A 20638-nucleotide genomic window follows, 5' to 3' on the forward strand; every position below is an offset into this window, starting at 1 on the left:
TATCTGCTTGCTGTCAAGGGCTTCAAGGCCGTAAAGTCCGAGACATTATGAATAAAGTCTTTCGCACGAAAAAGACCATCACCTTCAGGGATGCAGACCCTGCGGGAATCATGTTTTTCGGAAATATTTTTGGCTTTGCCCACGATGCATTTGAAGAATTCATCGTCGACGCCGGCTACACCTGGAACGAGTGGTTTGGCAGCCGGGATCTGTTGATTCCCCTGCGCCATACAGAATCCAACTTTCTGGCGCCGTTCATCCCGGGTGAAACCTATGAAGTGAGTGTCGCGGTCGCCAGCTTTGGCGAGACCTCATTTAAAATGAAGTACGTCTTCACCCAAAAAGATAAAACTCACGCTGTCGTCACCATGGTTCATGCATTGGTTGATGGAAAGACAAAACAAAAGGCGGCCCTGCCGTCCCTGATGAAATCCCGCCTGGAGCCTTATCTGGAATCCACCGGTCAAGGCTGCTAAAGGAGCGCACATGGAAGAATTTAAATTCACAGGAAAAGAATGGTGGCGCGAAGGCGTTCGTTTTGAATGCACGGGTTCCGGCAAATGTTGTACTTCCCACGGGGAATACGGTTTTGTGTACCTGAGCCTTGAAGACCGCCAGCGCTTTGCCAAACACCTGAAAATGCGCACCGGGGATTTCACCCGCAAATACTGCGATATGACCGGCGGCATCTGGCATCTGAAGGAAGACCCGAAAAACACCGACTGCATGTTCCTGAAAGGCAAAGGCTGCAGCGTCTATGAGGCCCGCCCGACCCAATGCCGTACCTGGCCGTTCTGGCCCGAGGTTATGAACGCCAAATCCTGGGCCAAGGACGTCAAAGCCTTCTGCCCGGGCGTGGGTAAAGGTGCTGTGATCCCTGCCGAACGTATCGAGCAGCAAATCCGCGAACAAATCAAAAGCGAACAGGGCTGGGGGCGCTAGCCGGCAGAGCTGGAGGCCCGGCAGGGCCGCAAGCTGAAGCAGCGACTGTCTAACCATTAGACGGTCAGGCATTTCTTACCGTTATACAGCAAATTCCATCATTGCAATTCTTAGAAATGAGGCCCCTTGTGTTACAAAGGACCTCATGAAAAAACTCATCTTCCCCCTTATTGCTTTGACGCTTGTTTCCCTGCAGTCTTTCGCCGGTTCCAAAGCCTCGGACCGTTCTTACAAGTACTGCGATGACATGACCCAAATCGACAAGTTGCTGGATCGCAGCCGCGAATCGGTTGAGCGTATTCAACGTGAAGGTCTGAAGATCGAACGTATTGTGGTTTCCAAAGACAAACGCCAGCTGTATCTGGTTTCCGGCGACACTTTGCTAAGAACCTACACGGTGGCATTCGGCTGGAACTTCATCGGCCACAAGCAGTTCCAGGGTGACGGCAAAACTCCCGAAGGCATCTATTCCATCGATTATAAAAACCCAAAGAGCCAGTTCACCAAGTCCCTGCATGTGGACTATCCGAACAAAGCGGATATCGCTTATGCAAAGTCCCAGGGTAAAGACCCAGGTGGCGACATCATGATTCACGGTCTGCCATCCAACCCGCAGAAATACGAGCGCATCAGCAAAATCCACCCGTATGACTGGACACTGGGTTGCATCGCCGTGACCAACGCCGAGATCGAAGAAATTTATTCCCTGGTAAAAGAAAGAACCCTGGTCGAAGTCTGTAAAATCAGCCCAACCAAATAGGACCAAGCAACTGAAGGCCGTTCAAAAAGGCACAGCTGCAAGGCGGAGGGGTCCCTTTGAAGCACAGGCGTGCTCCTAGCACGTCGGAGCGAAAAAGGTCCCCCGACAACGCAGTCAGGTGGGCCTTTTTCAACGGCCGCCCGGGCGCAACTGATACTTGCGCTGCACTCCTTGAAGACACGACAGCTTCCCGCCATCATCAAAGACCCGGTCACACATCAGCACTTCCTCGCGCACAATAAACTTGTTACGAAGTCTTCCCAGACACTGAATCTTTTCATCATCACTAAAACGATCCGCACAAAAAACCACCGCTTCCGCCGTGAACAATTCCGCGGCTGACATTTCGTTCAGACAACGGCGTTTGTCTTCATCATGAAAGAAGGACTGGCACAAACGGCTTGCCGTCTGCAAGCCCGGGCGAGGGTCCACCTTCAGGCGGGTGCGGTACGGGAAAGGTCTTTGAATGTCGGCCAGACAGCGGGCCTTTTCATCATCAAATGTCAGGGACTCGCACACGGCCACTTCTTCCGGACGGATGTCGCGATTCACGATGCCTGCCAGACAACTTACCCGGTCGGAATCAAAGTTCTGATTGCGGCAGATATGCAGAGCTTCTTTGGTCACCCAGTTTGCGCCACTTTCCAGACGCACGCATTGTGAAATTTCATTTTCATCTTCAATGGTCGTACAAAACTGCACCGCCGCCTGCAGTCCCGGGACTGGATCAGGAATCGGGATCGAATAGGCTGGAGCCGAAACCAATATCAGAGCGAAAAGTACCAAATGTTTCATAGCGAGACCTCGTCTCTACTATGTCCGTTTATACGAGGGGACTCAAGGATTGTAAGCTCAGAATGATGCGGCAATCTTACATCCGACAAAAGTTGGTTAAGATTCTCAGTTTGAATCTTTAGGGGGCCACTGGACCTGTCGATGAGTAAGGTCATGATGTACGTAACTGGCAAGAATCTCATAGTTTTTATCCTGACAGTGTTTGCGCTGACTGGGTGTAAAGAGCCCGAGATGCAGCTTTCAACCCTGGGCAAGAAGCTTCCAGCTCCTTCCCTGAAAGGCGGAAGTCCTTTTGATCAGGACTTCGATGCCCAGAACTATGCGCGTGTGCAGGGAAGCTGCGACACCCGCGTGGGCACAATCCTGGTCAGCTTTGATAAAAGCGTGTGGCATCAGCCGCCGTCCTCACCAGATTTGACCGACACCGCCTTGTCAGCAGGCCTTGCCAATGATTCAGACTGTTCTGATGGCAGCTTTGATATTTATCTGACCAAAAATGACCTGCAAAATATCTGGGGCATCACCACCGGTTCTTCCGGCACCAACGTGGACTATATCTATATCAAAGGTTCTTCCATGATCGGTGACACCGAAACACTGACCCTGGTGGATGGCGATGCCAGCAGCCCTGGAAACGGATCAGGCTCGGGTGCCGCTGCCATTGTGGTTCTTGAAAAAAACTGGCCACGGGGCTTTGCTGGTTCAAACCAGTGCGGATCTTTCTCGGCTTTCTTTAACACGGCAAACGGGCAGCGTGCGTCCCACACTGCAGACGTGACCTTCCAGCTTAGCAAAACAGCAGCGGGCGCCACCTACCGCGGAATCACCGGCTACAAAACCTGGAACGACTGCCAAAGCGACACAAACACCACCGACACATTCACCATCCCGGCAGCAGCGGGCTATACGGAAATCTATTATCGTTTCCCAGCCACGCCGATTGGCGCGATGCTGAGCTTTAAAGTCATCAACACCTCTGCCCTGAGTGCCAGCACCACGGCGGCAGATGTGACGCTTAGAAATTCAGAGGCCTCATCGAACTATCGCTGGTTGTCACTGGATGAACACAGTTCCCAGATCTATAAGAACATCTGCTATCCGTTCCGCTTAAGATCCCACAACTATAACAACAGCAGCGCCTACGATCAGTTCGGCGGCACGCTGGATGTGACGGCCAGCGATGCGCGACTGAAGTTTTATTCGGATGCCTCTTGCGGCACGGTGGCTTCCAGCTATACCTTCAGCAGTTATGATCCGGTCGTTGTGGGCTATATTAAGTTTTCTGAAGCCACGGCCTCTGACACGCCTGTCTTGGTTGACTTGAATGTAACCGGGGCCACTGGCAACAGCTATATCTATGACACCCTTCCTTTGAATTTCCGGGTGGATATCAGCAGCAAGTCGATCGCGGCGAAGCTGGACTTGTGGGGACCGCGAGATATCGCCAACGGCTATTGCAATGCCTATAACGTCGTGACCATGAACGCCAACGGCACCATGCTGCCGGTCAACGGAAACCTAACGGTGAATCTTGCCACCAAGGAAAGCAACCTGGGGTCTTTCTTTGAAGATGAAGCCTGCGCGACACCAATCACAACGGCGGTCGTGGCTAAAAACACGGCGCTTAAGAAAGTGTACTTCCGTGCGGCTGTCGCCAATGCCGGGTCTTATCACTTCAATGTGAATGCGGCGGGACTGACGAACCATACTCCGATTGTGAATATCAGTACTCCGATCACGCAATTTAAAATTGTACCTATAGATATGATCGCCGGAGCATGTAAAGCGATCTCTATTGGAGTAGCTGATGGAGCCGGGATCTTCCGTATCGCCGCCCAGACCTACAGTGCACCACTTTCAGTTTCCATCACACCCGCGCCAGGCACCAACGTGATCTTTGCTGATCCGGACTGTAGCGTGGCGGCTTCGTCAAACTACATCACAGTGGGATCAGGCATGGGAGCGGCTGTTCTGTATATACAAACTGCCGGCCTGAATGGCAAGATGCTGGACCTCACCGTTTCCTCAGTCGCCGGAGTGTCAGGCTCAGCCTTCAACGGCACTTTCCAATAATAGTTACTTAATCTTTTCATGCAGGTGCTTCAGAAGCTTTTCGCGGTCCTTTTCAGGATGGATCGCAAAAGTTTCTGTTTCACCTTTGGTCGAAGCAAACGTCACGGCCTGAGTGTCGTCGATACAAAGATCCAGACAGCTGGTTGTCACCACGCGGATCTTGGAACCATCACCGCTTTCTTTAAATGACTTTTTCAGGAACATTTTCAGATTGTCGGCACTGTTGCCATCTTCTTCCAGCAACTTGGGGCTGATGGACTTGTGGCATTTCGTGCAGATCAGAACGATGCCTTTGGACCAGGGATTTTCTTCGTGCTTCATAATTTTCTCCTCAGCTCTGCCCACAGGATCTTTCCCAGATCGCTGCGCGGGATCTCGTTCATGTAATAAATTTTACGTGCTTTTTCAAAGGGAAGCACTTTTTCTGAATACAGCTTCAGGACTTTGTCCGTGTCGGCTTCCGATAAAAGACTGACCAGATGAATTTCAGCGCCCAGTCTGTCAGAAGGCACGTCCAACAATGTCACTTGCGTGGGCCAATGTGGATTCAAGTGCAAGGCACAGGATTCAAGCACCGAACGAAGTCTTGCCACATTGGTCGCTTCGCCACCGATCTTGACGTAGTCTTTGCTGCGGCCTTCAATCAGCAGACTGTCATTCACGACCGAGCCCTTGTCTTCCGTCGTAAACCATCCGTCCGCCGTTTTTGGATCCCATAGGCGCGAACCCGTTTCGGTATTCTGTGCATAACAAGTGAATAAAGATTCCGCCCATACTTCAAGATAACCGCCATCATTCTGGCGGGCCTTCGCATGAGTCAACAAACCCACGGGTGGAAACTCATCTTGTTTCAGACTGTCCAAAGACGCCGTGGCGATCTGGGAGGCGGTTTCGCTCATGCCATAACTAGGCAGCACCGGCCACCCCAGTGCGCGCGCTTTTTTGTATAGGTCCGCTTCAAAGGCTCCGCCACCAACGACGATCGCTCGCAAAGTCGCTGGCGCCTTCAAACCATGGGAAACCAGATCATAAACTTGCGTCGGCACCAAAGCCGACAAAGTGCAGCCTTCAGAAACCAGCACATCGTAAAAGTGCTGAACGTCCCAGCGCCCGTCCTTCAGGGCGTTGACAACCTTAGCCCCGCTTAGGTGCGCGCGGATTTCAATACCCAACCCACCCACATGAAAATGCGGCAGTACCTGAGTCCACACATCTTTGGCAGAACTTTGCAAATGAAGATTCACTGCCCGCGCCGACGCCATCAGGGCCGGTTTCGACAAGGCCACAAGCTTGGTCGCCGAAATAGAATTGGCGGTGGAACCGGATGTTGCGATCCACACATGACTTTTCAGATTTTTCTCGCTCTGACTTTTTTCCGCAAGACGGTACAAAGCCTGATAGTCCGTTTCAGGCCAGCGTGGATTCAGCAGGATTTCGTTGGATTCAGAATGAAGATCTATCGGACTTTGAGCTGATACCACGTCAGGTCCTTTAGCAATTTATCAAAGCCCACACCAGTGCCTTTGTTTTTCAAAAGATACGGTCCCTGGGTGGAAAGCTCGGCCGCAAAAGAATCCATCTGATACAGACGATGAGTCAGACAGCCGGACTCAAGAATCATGTCCCCGTACTTGTCTTTAAGTTCCATCGCCACACCCACAGCATGCACCACCCCAACCGGATGATCCATATAACTGGTCACTGCCAGTTTCAAATTCCATTTCTGGCATTGGGCCACGGCTTTGTCGACGTCGGTCTTGGCGGGCTTCACCACGATCACATCAAAAGGCGCGGAAGCAATCTTACCCCAAGGCACTTTGTCGTACTGATTGTCCAAAGCGATTTTCGCCAGCTTGCGGGCTTCGCCCCACGCGTGGAAATCAAACGGGAATGGGTCTTCCACGTATTCGATCAGCGGGCGCACAGTCAGCGGCAGATTCACCATGAACTTTTCAAAAGTCTGCCAGCTTCCCAGCGCATTGAAATCCAGGCGCATGCGCATGCCGGAAGCTGCGATATGGGTCAGCATGTCTGCTTCTTTTTGCAGATCACGTCCCATTTTGACTTTGATGGTGGTATAGCCCTCGTTTTTCAATCCATCCAGAAATCCGGGTTTCAGATCCTGATAGTGCGAAAGCAGATAGTTGTTTTTGATTTTTTCGCCGTCATCAAAGACGTGCTTCTTGTCTTTGCGAAGAAGCGCGTCCCGACGGGCCAACCAGATGCTTTGCTCAATTTGCGTGGTCATGCGACCCATGCGCAGATCAGAAAGCTGCTCTTCCAGGGACAGATCCCCCAGCTCAGGCCACGGATGCAGATCCGCAAAGCCATACAGCCCGTCATTCCACTCGACCTTCAGCAAAATCCCTTCACGCGCGGTGGCCACTGTTGTGGCATTCAGGGACTGAACAGGTTTCAGAGTGTAGGGGCTGTAGCTGATCTTGATCAAAAGGCAAATCCAATCGCAATAAGAAGTCCAAAGAGCAGATGCAGTCCCGCTGCCTGCCCCAGGAATTTATTGTATGCCGGACTTGGTTCAGTGGCGAAAACATTTTTTGTGATCTTCACTGCCAATGGCAATGCAAACATCGAAACAATCGCCGCGATCTTGTAACCTTCAAACCACCAGTAAAGGTTGAGAACAAACGGCAGGAAGCTTAAGACCGCAATTTCCCAGCGAGAGAACTTCACCCCAAAGCGAACTGCCAGGGTTTTTTTGTTCACCAGACGATCCCCAGCGTGATCGCGCAAGTTGTTGATCGCAATCAGCACGGTGGCATGCAAACCGATCTGCAGACCCAATACAAACGCTTCAGACAGCCATTCACCGGTATTCAGGAACACAATCCCCGTCACCGCCAACAAACCAAAGAAGATGATCACAAACAGATCGCCCAATCCAAGGTAAGCCAACGGAAATGGGCCCGCCGTATAGGAATAACCCATCAGCACCGACGCCACCCCAATGGCCACGATCACCCAGCCGCCTTTCAGCACCAACGGGATCCCGCACATCACGGCCAAGGCGAAACACAGCGAGCCCAGAAGCATCACTTGGTTCGCCGTCAAAATGCCGGCTTGGGTGATACGCTGAGGACCGATGCGTTTTTCGGTATCCGCGCCTTTTTTAAAGTCCACGGCGTCGTTCACCAGATTGGTCCCGATCTGAATCAGGAAAGAAGCCATCAATGCGTAAAACAAAACCCAGCCATCCCAGGAAAGACCAATGGCCTTTACCAGAGCCGTCCCCGCCACACAGGGCACCAGGGCAGCGGTCAAAGTTTTAGGGCGAAAAGCGAGAAGAATACTTTTAATCTGGGTCGCAGAGGTCATTTTGCATCGCATTGTTAAGGGTTAAAATCCAACCTCTTTGTATCAGATTCTTTTCGCGTGACCAAAAGAATTTCTAAGGGCAAAAGAAGGAGGTTTTCCGAATGAAGGGGGTTTTTATGAATGGCATGACTTTGATGGCTTTTGCTGCCGGCGCGGTGATTTCCGGACTGCTGGTGTATTTCAAGCTGAAAGCGCAGTTTGCCTCTGAAAAATCCCAACTGGAAGCCGACCTGTCCACGGCCCAGATGAAAACTGATCTTCTTTCACAAAGCCTGTCAGAACAAAAAAGCCTGATGGTGGACGCCCGTAAACAACAGGAAGAGCTTTCCCAGCGCATGAACACCCAGTTTGAGGTGATGGCGCAAAAGATCTTTGAAGAAAAGTCCGCCAAATTCACCGACCAGAATCACAAAAACATCTCTTCTGTGCTGGAGCCGCTGAAAGAACGCATCAAGGACTTCGAAAAGAAAGTGGAAGAAACTTATTCCACCGAACGTTCCGAGCGCGGCGTTTTGCGTGGCGAGCTGACGAAGCTGATGGAACTGAACAAAGTCATGTCCGCTGAAACCCAGAATCTGACAAAAGCCCTTAAGGGCGAAGTGAAAACCCAGGGCAACTGGGGCGAGCTGATTCTGGAAAACATTCTGGAAAGATCCGGCCTGCGCAAAGGCGAAGAATACGTGATCCAGGGCACTGACATGGATCTGCGTGGCGAAGACGGTCAGATCCTGCGCCCGGATGTGATCGTGAACCTGCCGGATGAAAAACATCTGATCGTCGATTCCAAAATGACGTTGATCGCTTACGAGCAGTATTCTTCCGCCGAAACCGCTGAAGAACAGGAACGTCTGGGAAAACTGCACATTGAATCCCTGAAAAAACACATCGACGGTCTTTCTGAAAAGAAATACCACGCGGCTGACAAACTGATTTCCCCGGACTTTGTGATTCTGTTCATGCCTTTGGAGCCGGCATTTGCTTTGGCCTTCAAGCTGAAGCCTGAAATCTTCCAGTACGCGTGGGAAAGAAACATCGCCATCGTCAGCCCGACGACTTTGCTGGCAACCCTAAGAACTGTGGCAGCTTTGTGGAAACAGGATCGTCAGGAAAAGAACGCTTTGGAAATCGCCAAACGCGGTGGACTGCTTTATGAAAAATTCGCAGGTCTGCTGAAGGACCTTCAGCACCTGGGCGAAAAACTGGGCGCCGCCCAGAAAGCCCATGAAGATGTTTTGAAGAAAGTTTCTGAAGGACGCGGCAATCTGATCGATCAGGTCGAAGACCTGAAACGTCTGGGGGCCAAGACTGAAAAATCCCTGCCCCAGCTGGAACAGGCCTAAAGGCCGCGGGCTCTGTGTTCGCGCAAAGCCCCCACTTGTTCCACCGCAAATATCACTGCATTTGATTGAGCCTGATCCCCTGGAAACTTAGCCTGTTCAAGGGGCCTCATGACACGAAAGAACTTTTTCCTGCTGGGTCTGGCCGTGATTATCGGCGCATCCATCTGGCTCTATTTTTCCTATAAGGGAATTAAAACCACCCAAGATGCCTTGGTTGAACAAGCCGAGCTGACCCGGGCACGTCGTCCCGCCTCGATCCCCGTTGTTGTGTCCCCCCCGCCTGAAAATCGCACTGTCACCGCAACCAAGGCCCGTCTGCAGCAAGAAGCTCTGACCCTGCAGCAGCAGCTGATAGAAGCCAACGCAAGCCTGCAGCAATCCCAGCAGTCGCTGGAAAGCCTGCGGGCACGACAGCAGGAAGAAAGCCAGGCCCCGACTGCTGACACCTTTTCCTCGGAGCTTCAAAGCAGCAGTCTGGAACTGCAAAACTTCGTCAGCGAGTTAAATTCCTATGACCGCCTGGCCGAAGACATCAACCGCCGAGCCGATGAAGCCCTGCGCCTGCAAAGCAGTCAGGCCCAGGTGGCGCGCAATCAGATTGATGAAAACATTCGCTCGCAAGAAAACTACATTCGCCAGACTCAGGATGAAATCATCTATTGGCAGCAGAACACCAACGACCTGACAGCACGACAGGCGCGTCTGGATGATCTGAATAACCTGCTGTTGCAACAACAACAGCAATTGGAACTTATGCAAAACGAAAAGCTGCTGCTTTCCTCGCAAGCTCTGCAAGGCCCACAAAGCGTGCAGCAAGCCCGCGAACAGGCCCTGTCGGATCTGAATCAGGACCGCAGCAACCTGCAGGAGGAAATCGCCATCCGCCGTTCCCAGATCCAGTCCCTGCAAGAGAACATCTATGAAACCACCACCAACGACTTTTCCCTGCGCCGCCAGTTGCTGCAAACCCAACGTGCCGTCGAACAACAGCGACAGCAGATCCGTCGCCTGGAATCCTCTTTGATTGAAAAAAACGCCGAACTCAGCGCTTTGGAATAGATGACTTGCGCACAAATAAAAAAAGGAGCCCTTGGGGCTCCTTTTCATTTTCTGAATCTTTAAAGATTAAAGTTCAGCGTCGCGAACAACATGCAGCTTGGTCGCCACATCAATCCCGGTGGATTGATTTTTGATTGCGACAGCCGGATTCTGCACCACACGCTGTTGCAGCTTGGTGAAGATAGGCTCGCGGATAGCCAGGTTGTTATCCTGAAGAACACACTGACGAGCCGTACGGGCTTCAATGTTCACAACGACTGGAGCTTTCAGGTTCGCAGTCATCAAAGTAGGATCATCCGGAATAGTCACGATAGAGAAGTAGCGAGCTTTGTCCTGAGCCGTCAGTTTCAAAGCTTCCATATCACCTTTGGTCAGGGTTGCTTTGTACTGAGGAGCAAACAATTCAGGCTCAAGTACCGGAAATGCAATTGCAGGGGCTTCACAGCTTTGCAACCACGCGAAGATTTCATCATTCGGATCGTCAAGAAGGACGAACTTGCGCAAATCAGCGAAGCCCAACAGGCCTTCGGTGAAAGTCAGAACATCTTCTTGTTTCAGCTCAACTTGGCCGAATCTCGATGTTGAAATGATCATTCATCCTCCCAAAAGGTACTCAGGATTCACCCTTATTTTAGACACACCAAGGCGCTATGATGGTGAATACATCTATAAATCTGGACCTAAATCTAGGGAGACTCAATTAAAATCTAGTAGACGTGACTGGGCGCTTCAGGCTGACAGCGGCCACTGCAAAGAGAAAGACGTCCCTACCGAGGACAACACACCCACGTCGTTAGAAACGAAAAAAGGCCCGGCATCTCTGCCACAGGCCTTTTTGCTCACAAGTATTCAAAACCTACTATGGTTTCAACAACTTAGCGATATTGCGTGTTTTATCGGCATCTGTGGTAGCAGATTGCTGATTCTGGTCCTGGATCGCAACGTAAACTTCTTCACGGTGGATTTTGGTATCTTTGGGCGCTTCGATGCCTAGACGGACCTGTTTACCTTTAATTTGAACTACTCTGATTTTGATGTGGTCATCGATAGCGATGCTTTCACCCAACTTCCGTGTGAGAACCAGCATGACAACTCCTTTTGCTGCAGTCGTTATCGGTAGTTTTAAGCGGAACTGTAGGTATTATTTTTATCTTAGAAAGTCAAGAAGGCTTGGCTGAATAAGCTTACCGGACGTTTCGAGAGTCGCTTTGAGGGTGCTATCGGTCTTATTGATGTCGGAAATAACCTGGAAAGCATCAGCATCTTCCAGCTGGGAAGCCGTTACTTTATTGTCCACCACGGCCTTTTGCAGGGAATCGTTGGTGCTATTGACGGCCATAATTCTGGACCCAACTTCGGAACGAGCCAAAACCACCTGGGAAATAGCCTGATCCAGGGTATCCAAAGCCTCCTGAACCCCCGATTTATCGTTGGTTTTCAGGGAAATCTCCAGATTCTTAAGCGTCGAGAACAAATTCACGCCCACAGAGCCCGTCACCGGATCCTGCCTGTCAGCGCGGCTTTGGCGGCCCGACTCTGACGCAGGACCACGTGTTGTCAGGAAGTTGGAGTCCACTTCCTCATTGATCTGTTGACGCTCGATTTCCTGATTTTGGAAGTCCTTCAGGGACTCTACATCCGTAGGAGTCTCGTACTGGGCACGAACGATCCCGTCCCCGCCCAAACCACGGCCCAAGAACACTTTGCTGCCCGGAAGGTTCATCGCCACGAAGGAATCCTTCTGGGTCTGAATCTTCATGTCCGAGTCGTTACCAAAGTACTCGCCGGTCTGATTGAATGGCGTATTCTGGGTCTTCTGACCCCCGAAGATATATCTTTCACCCAGCTTGCGGTTACCGATCTGGATGGACTGATTGTAGATCTGCTCGATCTCGCTGGCAGTGACCATTCGGCTTTCTTCGTTACCGCTGGCATCATTCGACTGGCTGACTGCCAGTTCTTTTGCGCGCACCAGGATCTCGGTCAGTTCGCTCAGGGACTGATCCGAAAACTCCAGGAAACTTCGGGCGTTATTGATGTTTTTAATGAACTGAGTGTTGCCGCGTTCTTCGGTTCGCGCCGTCAGAACACGCGCCGAAGCCAAAGGGTCATCCGACGGCTTGTTGATACGCTTTTGAGTCGCAGCCTGATTCTGCAAATCAGCCATCTCTGACCGGTTCTTGGTCAGATTCTGGTTTACCTGATTGAAAGACATCTTATCCGCGATTCTCATCTATTACATTCTCTTCAAGTTAAGGACTGTATCAAACATTTCGTCGGCGGTTTTGATCAAACGCGCAGACGCATCGTAAGTCTTTTGGAATTCGATCATCTTCGTGGTTTCTTCATCAAGGCTGACGCCACTGATGCTTTCACGAATATTGGTCAGCTGGGAAATCACATTCTTCTGTGACTCCTGAGCTTTCACCGCACGCTGGGCCACCGCACCGATCTGCCCCACCTGCGTGCTGTAGTAATCATCCAATGTGGAGGTGCCACCATCCATCACCTGACGATATTGCAAAGCCGAGATCACATTGGCCACGGTGTTGTCACCAGCAGCACCCGGCTGGGCTCCGGTCGCGATTCTTCCCACATCGTTAAAGACAGTCTTATTCAGACCGATAACCGATGCGGCGCCTTTTACCTGATCAGGCATATCAAAGAACAAAACACCATTACGGCCGCTTTTATCAAACCCCTCGATATGAGCGGTGTTGACCTCTTTAGCCAAAGTGTAGGCCATGTTATCAACATGCCCCAAAAGATCCTCGATCACCTTGTCACGCACATCCAGGGCACCACCAATGCGGCCCCCGGTGATTTGTTCGGTGATGTTCGCAGATGTGGAACTGCTGCCTTCAAAGAAGACTTCCACACGGTCACGGGCATCCGTCTGACGGGCTTTCAATTCAGAAGAACCGATACCGGAAACCAGAATCGCCGTGCGACCCGCAGTCACCGTCACCATGCCGTCTCTGCCTTCAGCCCAGGAAATGTCGATTTTTTCACCCAGTTTTTTCAACAAAAGATCACGGCGGTCACGCTCGTCATTGGCAGGGGTTCCCTGCACCTCAACCATCTGAACCTTTTCATTCAGGGAGGCGATCTCTTTGGACAACTGGTTGACCTCTTCGACGGTCGTTTTGATCTGACCATCAAGGTCTTCCTGAACCGCCTTCAACTGACCCACCACGCGACCGAAATCTTTGGTCAGCGCCACAGAGGATTCACGCACCATCGTACGGGAAGCCAAACTTTCAGGGTTGTTGGAAAGTTCACGGAAAGAGTTGAAGAAATCAGTCATGTACTGATTCAAACCCTTGTTGTTTTGTTCATTGTAAATCTGTTCAACACGGCCCAGAGCATCCGCACGGGAATCCTGGAAGCCCATGCTCATGCCTTCGCGCTGGATTTGCTTTTCAAGCCATGGATTGTTAACGCGGGTAACGACACCTGCCCGGGCACCCATACCAATCTGAAGATTGCCTTCAGTGATAGGCGTGTTCGTCTGAAGCTCCACTCTTTGACGAGAGAAACCTTCAGTCGATTTGTTGGCGATGTTATGACCGACCGTTTGCAAGGCTGTCTGAGAGTTCATCAGAGAGCGTTTGCCCGTATCCATCATAGCCGAGATTTTAGACATCCTATCCTCATCTCCGGTGGTTTCCGTTTATCCGCCTTCGGGGCTCCGCCCCTTCGGCGGACTACGCTTCTTTCGAAACGAAGTTGCCTGCGACTTGTGGGCCTTGTTTTACCTGGCCTTTGCCTCCGTAAGTTTTCTTGCCGGAAAGCGTGTCTTTGATATTATTCAAAGCGCCGTTCAATGTCGACAGAGCGGACTTTGTGTATTCTTCGTTGTCTTTGTTAATTTCAGTGATGCGTTTGATCAGAATATCCAGCGCCGCGTGCTGCGTGCGCAGACGGTCGGCAGCCGGAGTGCCTGCAAGTTTTTGTGCAAGCTCCAGCAAACGTGGATTTTCAACATCTGCACCCACCAGGGTCGCCAGTTCCATCGCATAGCGGGAACGCAGGGAATCCTGAGCGCGCAGCTTGAACAGCAACTCTTCTTTCAGTTTGTTGCTTTCATCCAATGCTTCACGATCCGCCTTCAAAAGAATTTCTTTTTCTTTGCGAACGATATCCAGCAGTGAACGGTAGATTTTGGTAAGTTCTTCGAGATTTGATTCTAACTTGTGAAACGCTCTTTCGATTGTTGCATCCATCATCTTCATCATCCTTGATGCCGCCGTGGGCGGTTAAGATTTATGTTCTGGCAGCTTTTTTACTCCGGCTTTGCCGGAGCGGAGCTGCTTCAGCTTCAGGCCCTACCGGGCCTTCAGCTCTGCCCGCTGGGGCGGCGACTAAAATTCCAAATGTTCGTCGACCATTTTGTCGGCGATGGCTTTGGCGTCAACTTTGTATTTGCCTTCGTCGATCAGTGCACGGAATTTTGCAACTTTAGCTTCATCAACATCCGGAGTTGCCAAGGCAAGTTCCTTGATGCGTTTTGCTTCTTGTGCACGAGGAGAAAGTTCCACACGTGAAGATTCGCCAAGATTGGAGGAAGTCAGAACGTCAGCTTTCGCCGCGCCGATATTATCCGCTTTGCCTTTGATACCAGCGGCGTTGTCAGCTCTGGAAGAATCAGTAAGATTCAAATTTTGACCGACTTTATTGTGCGTGATCTTCATCGAGATCCTCCTCCGTCGAAAGAGTGTAAAAACACACTCTTCTGTTCATTCAATAGTATCACAATGGGACAATTACACCAAATCATTCTGAGACAGTTTCTGGTCTAGGTTCGCTCTGTGCTTCGATGGTCCAGTAGAGCGATTTCGCCTCTGGACTTAAAAAGCCAAGGGTGTCGCCAGCTTGCAGTTTTTCCCCTGTCGAAACTTTTGACAGTCCGCCTTTGAAAACCATCTGGCTCTTTAGACCATTGTCGTGACCGATCTCGACCAGGGTCTGGTCATCAGCCAGACTGCGTTTGCCAAGAAGCACTCCATCCCAAGGGGCCTTCACCTCGGAAGCCGCTCCAGGGGCTGATTCAGTGTCGATACGGTAAGACAGGGCCTGCTTCTTTCCTGGATGCTGGAATGGCTTCAAAGCCAGGTTGCTTTTTTCATCCATAGCCAAAGGTCCTACAGGCTTTGTGACAGGTGCACGGACACCCATGGCCACACCGAATTTATTCATCAGCTGATCATAGATCATGTTGGACAAACCGATACCACCGCGTTCGCCCCACTTTTCAACATACTGATCATCAAGTTGCTCTTTGAAAATTTTTTCAGCCTGATTGGACTGAATGAAGCCGCCTTCTTTGACGGTGGAACGCATGGCTTTCATCATCTCCCGCAGGAAATGTTTTTCGTACATGTCAGAAACTTCGCGCAGCTTCTGCTCAGGCGCCTTTTGTTCAGGCCGCCCCATCATACGATTGCCAATGGGTTTAAAACCGCCGGATCCCACATCGCTCATTGCGAGACTCCTAGATCAAAAAAGAAAAAGGTACGGATGTACCTTTTTTGAAAGAGAAAAAAAGGGGAGTTAGAGTCGGAGAATCATGTGCATCCTGCACTCGATTCTGAGAGTGTAGCTTCGGCTCGTGTTGATCACTCCGTGATCTCTGCTGACCTATTGCTCCTGTTTCCTGCGAGAAACTTTTGACTCTTGACCTTCCATGGTTCGCGATCTCTTTCTCACCCTCCCCGCGTTTCAAACACGTCCATGTGTCTGAAACTATAACTTTGATTGTATTAAATGCTGTGTCATTCTGAAACAGAAATCTCATAAAACTTCGAGTTCCCCGTGCAAAGCTCCAGCTGATTTTATGGACTGAAGTATTGTAATCAGGTCCTTAGGCGAGACTCCCAGCTTGTTAAGTGCCTGGACCAGTTCACCGACGCTGACACCACTGTCGAGAACCGCCACTTTTTCTTCCGCACCTTTTTTGCCATCGCCCACTTTCACTGACAGTGCTCCGTGTGAGATAGCAACGCGTGAGATCTTCACTTTGTCACCGATAACAATCGTTCCTGTTTTTTCATTCACAACAACACGGGCTTTCATGTCGGGATTGATCTCAATGGATTCAATCGTCGCCAGCAACTCCACACCGCGATTTTCATAAGCAAACGGTGTGATGATATCAATCGTGCCGGAATCCTTTGCCGAAGCATAGTGACCACCCAGCTCTTTATTGATCGTCAGAATAGAGCGCGCCGCTGTGGTGAAATCCGGATTGATCAACGTCAGACGGTACATTTTTCTGGAGGAAAAATCCGCTGTCATATCACGCTCAATCGTTGCACCATTCGGGATACGGCCCGCAGTGGTGTGCGAATCTTTGCCATCGCCACCGATCACGATACTTCCCTGAGCCACCGCAAACACCTGTTCATTGGCAGCACGCAGAGGCGTCTGCAACAATGTGCCCCCCTGCAAGGAAGACGCCTCACCGATCGCACTGACTGTGATGTCGATCGGGTTGCCCGCTTTGCCGAACGCCGGCATGGTCGCTGTCACGATCACCGCCGCCACGTTTTTGCTGGAGAAATCCACGTTGTCCAGTTTCATTCCCAGCTTGTCCAGCATGCGCACCATGCTCTTGCTCATAAATTCATTCTTACCGTCGCCGGTGCCTTTTAGGCCGACCACGATACCGTAACCAATCAACTGATTTTCGCGCACGCCACGAATGCTGGCGATGTCCTTCAGGCGAGCGGCATTGGCTGACTCGATCAAAGAGAAAAACAAGACAGCGGAAAGAATCAGAAAGTTTGTGATTTTATTCATTGCTCTTTGTCTTTCTTAAAGAAACCACATCGTACTGTGGATCCAGAAGTTTATCCGAGTTGATGCCCGCATCATTAAAGTCTTCCGGACGGATCAAACCCGTCACGATGACTTTGTATTCACGCTTGCCGATCATGAACGGCTGCTGACCTTTGATGCGATAGTTGCCATCGGCCATTTTTTCAACGATACGAGTTGGGATGTTCGCCACATCGGCGGCCCCGTCATCCTTTTCTTCCACCTTCGCAGGTTCCGGCTTTTTGGCTTCAACTGACGCCGGAGCACGGGATGCCTCATCCCCATTTTGCGCCAAAGAGTTATTCAGCTGCTGTTGCTGCTGCTCTTCAAGCTGCTTCAAAAGTTTTTTGATCACAGACACCTTGGTGTCGACCTGTTTTTTGGCCGGGCCATCCAAAGTCACATTCAACAGGTCACCTTCTTTGCGCATTTTATTTTGCGCAAACAGATAAGCCCCCTGGCCTTCCATCACCCATGTGGAACCGGCATTGGCCCCCAGGTCGGATTCTTCTTCCATGCGGTTTTTCGTCATGCGCTTGTACTGACGGTCGGTCGGCACACCCATGTTCTGGTTGTCAGAGTATCTTGGCGCCGTGTTGATATCCTTCAGCGCCGGTGCTTCTTTCGGGCCGTCCAGGGATGCCATGAAATCCTGCATGGTTGCGCAACCTGCAGTGAACACCATCAAAACCAAAACTGAGAAAGAAGAAATCATCTTCATCATTGCAACTTCACCACACCTTTTTCAGTGACCAGACCAGACAGAACTTTTTGGGTTTCCAGATTTTTTACTTTGATAAGATCCCCAACAAAGCCACTGTCCTCCGCCATCATGTTGACGGAGATCTCGAAACTGTCATCGCCAAGCAAAGCTTTAACGATCTGTCCCTTCTTAGCTGCCGGTTCACGTTTGAGATCAGAAGCCCATACGGTGCTTCCAACGGGAAGTGAGCGAGCTGCCATCTGACCCTGGATATCCTCCATGCGCAAACTGCCATCCTTGGCAAAAGTCACGTCCGTCATGGACATGCGCAGGTCATCTGCTTGAACTCTCTCTCCTTGTAAGATCAAACGGGTCGTTACAGGGGTTAATTTTGAAACGCGAATTGTGCCGGAAATCCATTTGATCTGGCGCTGATCCCCGTCGCGCAGTGGCAGCAGGAAGCCGCCTTTGGCTGAAAACTGAGTGAAATCAAGATCCCAAAGCTTTGACGCCGGACGTGGCGTGCTCTGAATGCTGATCTGATATTCACACTCATTGCAGCGTGCTTTTAGAATATTATGAACTTTTCTCTCAACTTCCTGGCGTGACACCGGGGTGGCAGCAAAGCTCACCTGCACCTGGGAAGGAACTTTGAATTGAGGATTCAAACGACGCAGATTTTCCTGGCTGTTCAAAGCCGCACGCATCTTCACCAGAATTTCGCTGGAATTCAGATGCTGGCTTAACAACAATTCCCGGCAGTCTTCGCGCAGAACCACGGCATCCAGAGCATTCACCAGCTCTTCGGTGCCGCCAGTGACCGTAGCGATATCACCCAGGCGCAAAAGCTCACGCTGGGAAATCTCCACACTGGAAGGAATGGAGATCTCAGGCCTTGCGAAGGCCTGCAGACTTACCAGAAATGCAAACACGAAAATCTTCTTCATCAATTATCTCAGATTGTTAATGGCTTGAAGCATCTGATCGGAAGCCTGCATCACTTTGGAGTTGGTTTCCATCGCACGCTGGGCGGTGATCATATTGACCATTTCATCCACGATGTTCACGTTGCTGGATTCCAGCTGACCCTGCGCCAGATAACCAGTGCCGTTCAGACCCGGACGGGAGGCAATCGCCTGACCGCTGGACGGAGTCTGCGTGAACAGATTTTTACCCATGGCCTTCAAGCCCGCCGGATTCACAAAGTTCACCACATCAATTTGACCAATTGTCTGAGGCACATCATTCAGGCCCGTGATCACACGCACTTCACCAGTGGGTGCGACTTCGATACCGGAAACGTTGCCAGGCACGGTGATTTCCGGCTGCAAAGCATTTCCGTTTTTGTCGACCAGACGGCCGTTAGGATCTTTTTTGAAGGCGCCATCACGGGTATAGGCTGTTTCACCATCCGCCGTCAGCACCTGGAAGAAACCGGAACCTTCAATTTGAAGATCCAGAGGATTCTTAGTGACCTGCGCCTGACCACCGGCAAAATCCTTTTGCACGCCCGCCGTACGCACACCCAAACCGACCTGAACCCCATTCGGGGAATAAGCATTCAGACCCGAAGCCGTCCCTGGCTCCTTTTGGGTCTGGTACATGAGGTCTTCAAACTCAGCGCGGGATCTTTTAAAGCCAGCCGTCGAAACGTTGGCGATATTATTGGCGATAACATCCATGTTGGTCTGTTGTGCCGCCATCCCTGTAGCTGCTGTGTTCAAACTCTTAAGCATTCACGAATCCTTCCGTTGGCTTAATAAAAAATTTCAAAAACCGGCTGCAAATCCTAAGCAGCTAATTTGTTTTTCCCACCACATTGATCATTTTGTCGGCCATCTGATCGTAAGCACTGATGGCCTTCTGCGTGCTTTCAAAGACACGATTGGTGGAAATCATGTCCGTCATCTCCTGAACGATATTCACGTTCGAGGTTTCCAGGAAACCCTGTTTCAAACTTGGGTTTGCAATGTTCTGCATGTCGGGAGCGATATTTGGTTTGAATGTATAAAGAGAGCTGCCGGTCTTTTGCAGTGAATCGGGATTATTCACGTTCACCAAAGACAGTTTGCCCAGGTTTTCAGTGCCTTCGTACACATCGCCATTGTCGGCAATAGCCACGGCACCAGTCCCCGTGAAACGAATCACGCGGCCCGCAGGATCAGAACCCGCTTCACCCTGACGAAGAACAGGATAACCTTCTTTGGTTACCAGCTGTCCGTTGCCATCCAATGTAAAATTACCGGAACGGGTCAGCTTCACGCCGCCCGGAGTGGCGATTTCAAAAAAACCTTTGCCATCAATGGCCACATCCAGACTGTTGCCAGTCGGTTTCAAACCACCTTGGGAAAAGTCAGTGAAGGTGCCTTTGGTGTCGACGTAGGATTTGTCGCCACCTTGCATGTTATAGAAGCTTTCAATCGCCGCCACATCGCGCGGGATCTGTGTGGTCTCTGGCATCTTTTCGTTGGCGGTCAGATATTCCTGGAAGAGCTGCTGGTCACGTTTGAACGCAGGTGTGTTCACGTTCGCCAAATTATTGGCGATTGTATCCAGCTTTGTACTTTGAGCCATCGCCCCACTGAGTGCTGTATAGACCCCTTTTATCGCCATGAAAACCCCTCCACAGTGTTGAGCAGCAAGGCGTGTGCCATCTTTTGACAGGACGGATCTTGGTCTGGGAAAAAGGTTCCAAGCCGGACTTTTGTTCAGGAAAAAAAATCTGGGCTCAAGTTTTTTTCGATTTGGCCGCTGCATTGACCTTCGTCGATGGTGCCAGGGAATTGTCAGATCTTTGTCGACAGTGTCAAAGAA

General features: G+C 50.8%; 23 protein-coding genes. 6 read left to right on the forward strand and 17 right to left on the reverse strand.

Annotated features, from left to right (window positions below):
* Positions 1-47: 47 nt before the first annotated feature.
* From AC04MQ_RS00535 to AC04MQ_RS00545, 3 genes are all read left to right on the forward strand, one after another.
* Positions 48-476 (forward strand): acyl-CoA thioesterase, encoded by a 429-nt coding sequence (locus AC04MQ_RS00535; protein ID WP_475390549.1) that lies wholly within the window; start codon positions 48-50, stop codon positions 474-476.
* Positions 477-486: 10 nt separating this feature from the next.
* Entirely contained in the window at positions 487-942 is a 456-nt protein-coding gene (locus AC04MQ_RS00540; protein ID WP_475390550.1) for a YkgJ family cysteine cluster protein, read from the forward strand.
* Between the two features lie 145 nt (positions 943-1087).
* Positions 1088-1702 (forward strand): L,D-transpeptidase family protein, encoded by a 615-nt coding sequence (locus AC04MQ_RS00545; protein WP_475390552.1) that lies wholly within the window; start codon positions 1088-1090, stop codon positions 1700-1702.
* 129 nt (positions 1703-1831) lie between these two features.
* Here the strand turns inward: AC04MQ_RS00545 and AC04MQ_RS00550 are convergent, their stop codons facing one another.
* Positions 1832-2497 carry a hypothetical protein gene (locus AC04MQ_RS00550; RefSeq protein ID WP_475390554.1) on the reverse strand — a complete coding sequence of 222 codons (666 nt, stop codon included), beginning with the start codon at positions 2495-2497 and terminating at the stop codon, positions 1832-1834.
* 153 nt (positions 2498-2650) lie between these two features.
* Here AC04MQ_RS00550 and AC04MQ_RS00555 point away from each other — a divergent pair, with 153 nt between their 5' ends.
* Entirely contained in the window at positions 2651-4570 is a 1920-nt protein-coding gene (locus AC04MQ_RS00555; protein WP_475390556.1) for a hypothetical protein, read from the forward strand.
* Positions 4571-4573: 3 nt separating this feature from the next.
* Here the strand turns inward: AC04MQ_RS00555 and AC04MQ_RS00560 are convergent, their stop codons facing one another.
* From AC04MQ_RS00560 to menA, 4 genes are read right to left on the reverse strand one after another with little or no spacing between them, the layout of a single operon-like run.
* Complete coding sequence (locus AC04MQ_RS00560; RefSeq protein WP_475390558.1) at positions 4574-4891, reverse strand: (2Fe-2S) ferredoxin domain-containing protein; 318 nt, start codon at positions 4889-4891, stop codon at positions 4574-4576.
* Positions 4888-6051 carry an AMP-binding protein gene (locus tag AC04MQ_RS00565; RefSeq protein WP_475390560.1) on the reverse strand — a complete coding sequence of 388 codons (1164 nt, stop codon included), beginning with the start codon at positions 6049-6051 and terminating at the stop codon, positions 4888-4890. The genes AC04MQ_RS00560 and AC04MQ_RS00565 overlap by 4 nt, the downstream gene beginning before the upstream one ends.
* On the reverse strand, positions 6027-7019 hold the full coding sequence (menC, locus tag AC04MQ_RS00570; RefSeq protein WP_475390562.1) for an o-succinylbenzoate synthase MenC: 993 nt from the start codon (positions 7017-7019) through the stop codon (positions 6027-6029). Before menC ends, AC04MQ_RS00565 begins: the two co-directional genes overlap by 25 nt.
* The gene (menA, locus tag AC04MQ_RS00575) at positions 7016-7915 is read right to left on the reverse strand and encodes a 1,4-dihydroxy-2-naphthoate octaprenyltransferase (RefSeq protein WP_475390564.1); all 900 of its coding nucleotides are present in this window, start codon (positions 7913-7915) and stop codon (positions 7016-7018) included. Before menA ends, menC begins: the two co-directional genes overlap by 4 nt.
* 89 nt (positions 7916-8004) lie before the next feature.
* Here menA and AC04MQ_RS00580 point away from each other — a divergent pair, with 89 nt between their 5' ends.
* Both AC04MQ_RS00580 and AC04MQ_RS00585 read left to right on the forward strand, forming a co-directional pair.
* Positions 8005-9243 carry a DNA recombination protein RmuC gene (locus AC04MQ_RS00580; protein WP_475390566.1) on the forward strand — a complete coding sequence of 413 codons (1239 nt, stop codon included), beginning with the start codon at positions 8005-8007 and terminating at the stop codon, positions 9241-9243.
* Between the two features lie 108 nt (positions 9244-9351).
* Positions 9352-10302 carry a hypothetical protein gene (locus AC04MQ_RS00585; protein ID WP_475390567.1) on the forward strand — a complete coding sequence of 317 codons (951 nt, stop codon included), beginning with the start codon at positions 9352-9354 and terminating at the stop codon, positions 10300-10302.
* A gap of 66 nt (positions 10303-10368) precedes the next feature.
* Here AC04MQ_RS00585 and fliW read toward each other — a convergent pair whose 3' ends face one another.
* The 12 genes from fliW to flgF all read right to left on the reverse strand — a co-directional run bounded on the left by fliW (position 10369) and on the right by flgF (position 20437).
* Positions 10369-10896 (reverse strand): flagellar assembly protein FliW, encoded by a 528-nt coding sequence (gene fliW / locus AC04MQ_RS00590; protein ID WP_011163118.1) that lies wholly within the window; start codon positions 10894-10896, stop codon positions 10369-10371.
* A 265-nt stretch (positions 10897-11161) separates the two neighbouring features.
* On the reverse strand, positions 11162-11389 hold the full coding sequence (gene csrA, locus AC04MQ_RS00595) for a carbon storage regulator CsrA (protein WP_038451346.1): 228 nt from the start codon (positions 11387-11389) through the stop codon (positions 11162-11164).
* A gap of 60 nt (positions 11390-11449) precedes the next feature.
* Positions 11450-12535, reverse strand: a complete 1086-nt coding sequence (gene flgL / locus AC04MQ_RS00600; RefSeq protein WP_148278676.1) for a flagellar hook-associated protein FlgL — start codon at positions 12533-12535, stop codon at positions 11450-11452.
* 3 nt (positions 12536-12538) lie between these two features.
* Positions 12539-13948: a flagellar hook-associated protein FlgK gene (gene flgK / locus AC04MQ_RS00605; protein WP_015089709.1), complete on the reverse strand. Its 1410-nt coding sequence runs from the start codon at positions 13946-13948 to the stop codon at positions 12539-12541.
* Between the two features lie 61 nt (positions 13949-14009).
* Positions 14010-14531, reverse strand: a complete 522-nt coding sequence (locus tag AC04MQ_RS00610) for a flagellar protein FlgN (RefSeq protein ID WP_158320220.1) — start codon at positions 14529-14531, stop codon at positions 14010-14012.
* 135 nt (positions 14532-14666) lie between these two features.
* Complete coding sequence (flgM, locus tag AC04MQ_RS00615) at positions 14667-14996, reverse strand: flagellar biosynthesis anti-sigma factor FlgM (RefSeq protein ID WP_011163114.1); 330 nt, start codon at positions 14994-14996, stop codon at positions 14667-14669.
* Between the two features lie 82 nt (positions 14997-15078).
* Positions 15079-15786: a rod-binding protein gene (locus AC04MQ_RS00620; protein WP_475390570.1), complete on the reverse strand. Its 708-nt coding sequence runs from the start codon at positions 15784-15786 to the stop codon at positions 15079-15081.
* Positions 15787-16095: 309 nt separating this feature from the next.
* Entirely contained in the window at positions 16096-17103 is a 1008-nt protein-coding gene (locus AC04MQ_RS00625) for a flagellar basal body P-ring protein FlgI (RefSeq protein WP_015089706.1), read from the reverse strand.
* Positions 17096-17845 (reverse strand): flagellar basal body L-ring protein FlgH, encoded by a 750-nt coding sequence (locus tag AC04MQ_RS00630; protein ID WP_015089705.1) that lies wholly within the window; start codon positions 17843-17845, stop codon positions 17096-17098. Before AC04MQ_RS00630 ends, AC04MQ_RS00625 begins: the two co-directional genes overlap by 8 nt.
* The gene (flgA, locus tag AC04MQ_RS00635) at positions 17842-18771 is read right to left on the reverse strand and encodes a flagellar basal body P-ring formation chaperone FlgA (RefSeq protein ID WP_475390573.1); all 930 of its coding nucleotides are present in this window, start codon (positions 18769-18771) and stop codon (positions 17842-17844) included. The genes AC04MQ_RS00630 and flgA overlap by 4 nt, the downstream gene beginning before the upstream one ends.
* A gap of 3 nt (positions 18772-18774) precedes the next feature.
* The gene (gene flgG / locus AC04MQ_RS00640; RefSeq protein WP_475390575.1) at positions 18775-19560 is read right to left on the reverse strand and encodes a flagellar basal-body rod protein FlgG; all 786 of its coding nucleotides are present in this window, start codon (positions 19558-19560) and stop codon (positions 18775-18777) included.
* A 61-nt stretch (positions 19561-19621) separates the two neighbouring features.
* Positions 19622-20437 carry a flagellar basal-body rod protein FlgF gene (gene flgF / locus AC04MQ_RS00645; protein ID WP_475390577.1) on the reverse strand — a complete coding sequence of 272 codons (816 nt, stop codon included), beginning with the start codon at positions 20435-20437 and terminating at the stop codon, positions 19622-19624.
* Positions 20438-20638: the final 201 nt, after the last annotated feature.

The organism is Bdellovibrio sp. MYbb2, from assembly GCF_056175685.1.

Coding starts and splice junctions, on each gene's coding strand:
- AC04MQ_RS00625 (WP_015089706.1), bottom strand. CDS start 17,103: ATGAATAAAATCACAAACTTTCTGATTCTTTCCGCTGTCTTGTTTTTC.
- csrA (WP_038451346.1), bottom strand. CDS start 11,389: ATGCTGGTTCTCACACGGAAGTTGGGTGAAAGCATCGCTATCGATGAC.
- AC04MQ_RS00535 (WP_475390549.1), top strand. CDS start 48: ATGAATAAAGTCTTTCGCACGAAAAAGACCATCACCTTCAGGGATGCA.
- AC04MQ_RS00630 (WP_015089705.1), bottom strand. CDS start 17,845: ATGATGAAGATGATTTCTTCTTTCTCAGTTTTGGTTTTGATGGTGTTC.
- flgG (WP_475390575.1), bottom strand. CDS start 19,560: ATGCTTAAGAGTTTGAACACAGCAGCTACAGGGATGGCGGCACAACAG.
- flgK (WP_015089709.1), bottom strand. CDS start 13,948: ATGTCTAAAATCTCGGCTATGATGGATACGGGCAAACGCTCTCTGATG.
- AC04MQ_RS00560 (WP_475390558.1), bottom strand. CDS start 4,891: ATGAAGCACGAAGAAAATCCCTGGTCCAAAGGCATCGTTCTGATCTGC.
- AC04MQ_RS00610 (WP_158320220.1), bottom strand. CDS start 14,531: ATGATGGATGCAACAATCGAAAGAGCGTTTCACAAGTTAGAATCAAAT.
- AC04MQ_RS00550 (WP_475390554.1), bottom strand. CDS start 2,497: ATGAAACATTTGGTACTTTTCGCTCTGATATTGGTTTCGGCTCCAGCC.
- menA (WP_475390564.1), bottom strand. CDS start 7,915: ATGCGATGCAAAATGACCTCTGCGACCCAGATTAAAAGTATTCTTCTC.
- flgL (WP_148278676.1), bottom strand. CDS start 12,535: ATGAGAATCGCGGATAAGATGTCTTTCAATCAGGTAAACCAGAATCTG.
- AC04MQ_RS00620 (WP_475390570.1), bottom strand. CDS start 15,786: ATGAGCGATGTGGGATCCGGCGGTTTTAAACCCATTGGCAATCGTATG.
- AC04MQ_RS00545 (WP_475390552.1), top strand. CDS start 1,088: ATGAAAAAACTCATCTTCCCCCTTATTGCTTTGACGCTTGTTTCCCTG.
- fliW (WP_011163118.1), bottom strand. CDS start 10,896: ATGATCATTTCAACATCGAGATTCGGCCAAGTTGAGCTGAAACAAGAA.
- flgM (WP_011163114.1), bottom strand. CDS start 14,996: ATGAAGATCACGCACAATAAAGTCGGTCAAAATTTGAATCTTACTGAT.
- AC04MQ_RS00540 (WP_475390550.1), top strand. CDS start 487: ATGGAAGAATTTAAATTCACAGGAAAAGAATGGTGGCGCGAAGGCGTT.
- flgA (WP_475390573.1), bottom strand. CDS start 18,771: ATGAAGAAGATTTTCGTGTTTGCATTTCTGGTAAGTCTGCAGGCCTTC.
- flgF (WP_475390577.1), bottom strand. CDS start 20,437: ATGGCGATAAAAGGGGTCTATACAGCACTCAGTGGGGCGATGGCTCAA.
- AC04MQ_RS00555 (WP_475390556.1), top strand. CDS start 2,651: ATGATGTACGTAACTGGCAAGAATCTCATAGTTTTTATCCTGACAGTG.
- AC04MQ_RS00580 (WP_475390566.1), top strand. CDS start 8,005: ATGAAGGGGGTTTTTATGAATGGCATGACTTTGATGGCTTTTGCTGCC.
- AC04MQ_RS00585 (WP_475390567.1), top strand. CDS start 9,352: ATGACACGAAAGAACTTTTTCCTGCTGGGTCTGGCCGTGATTATCGGC.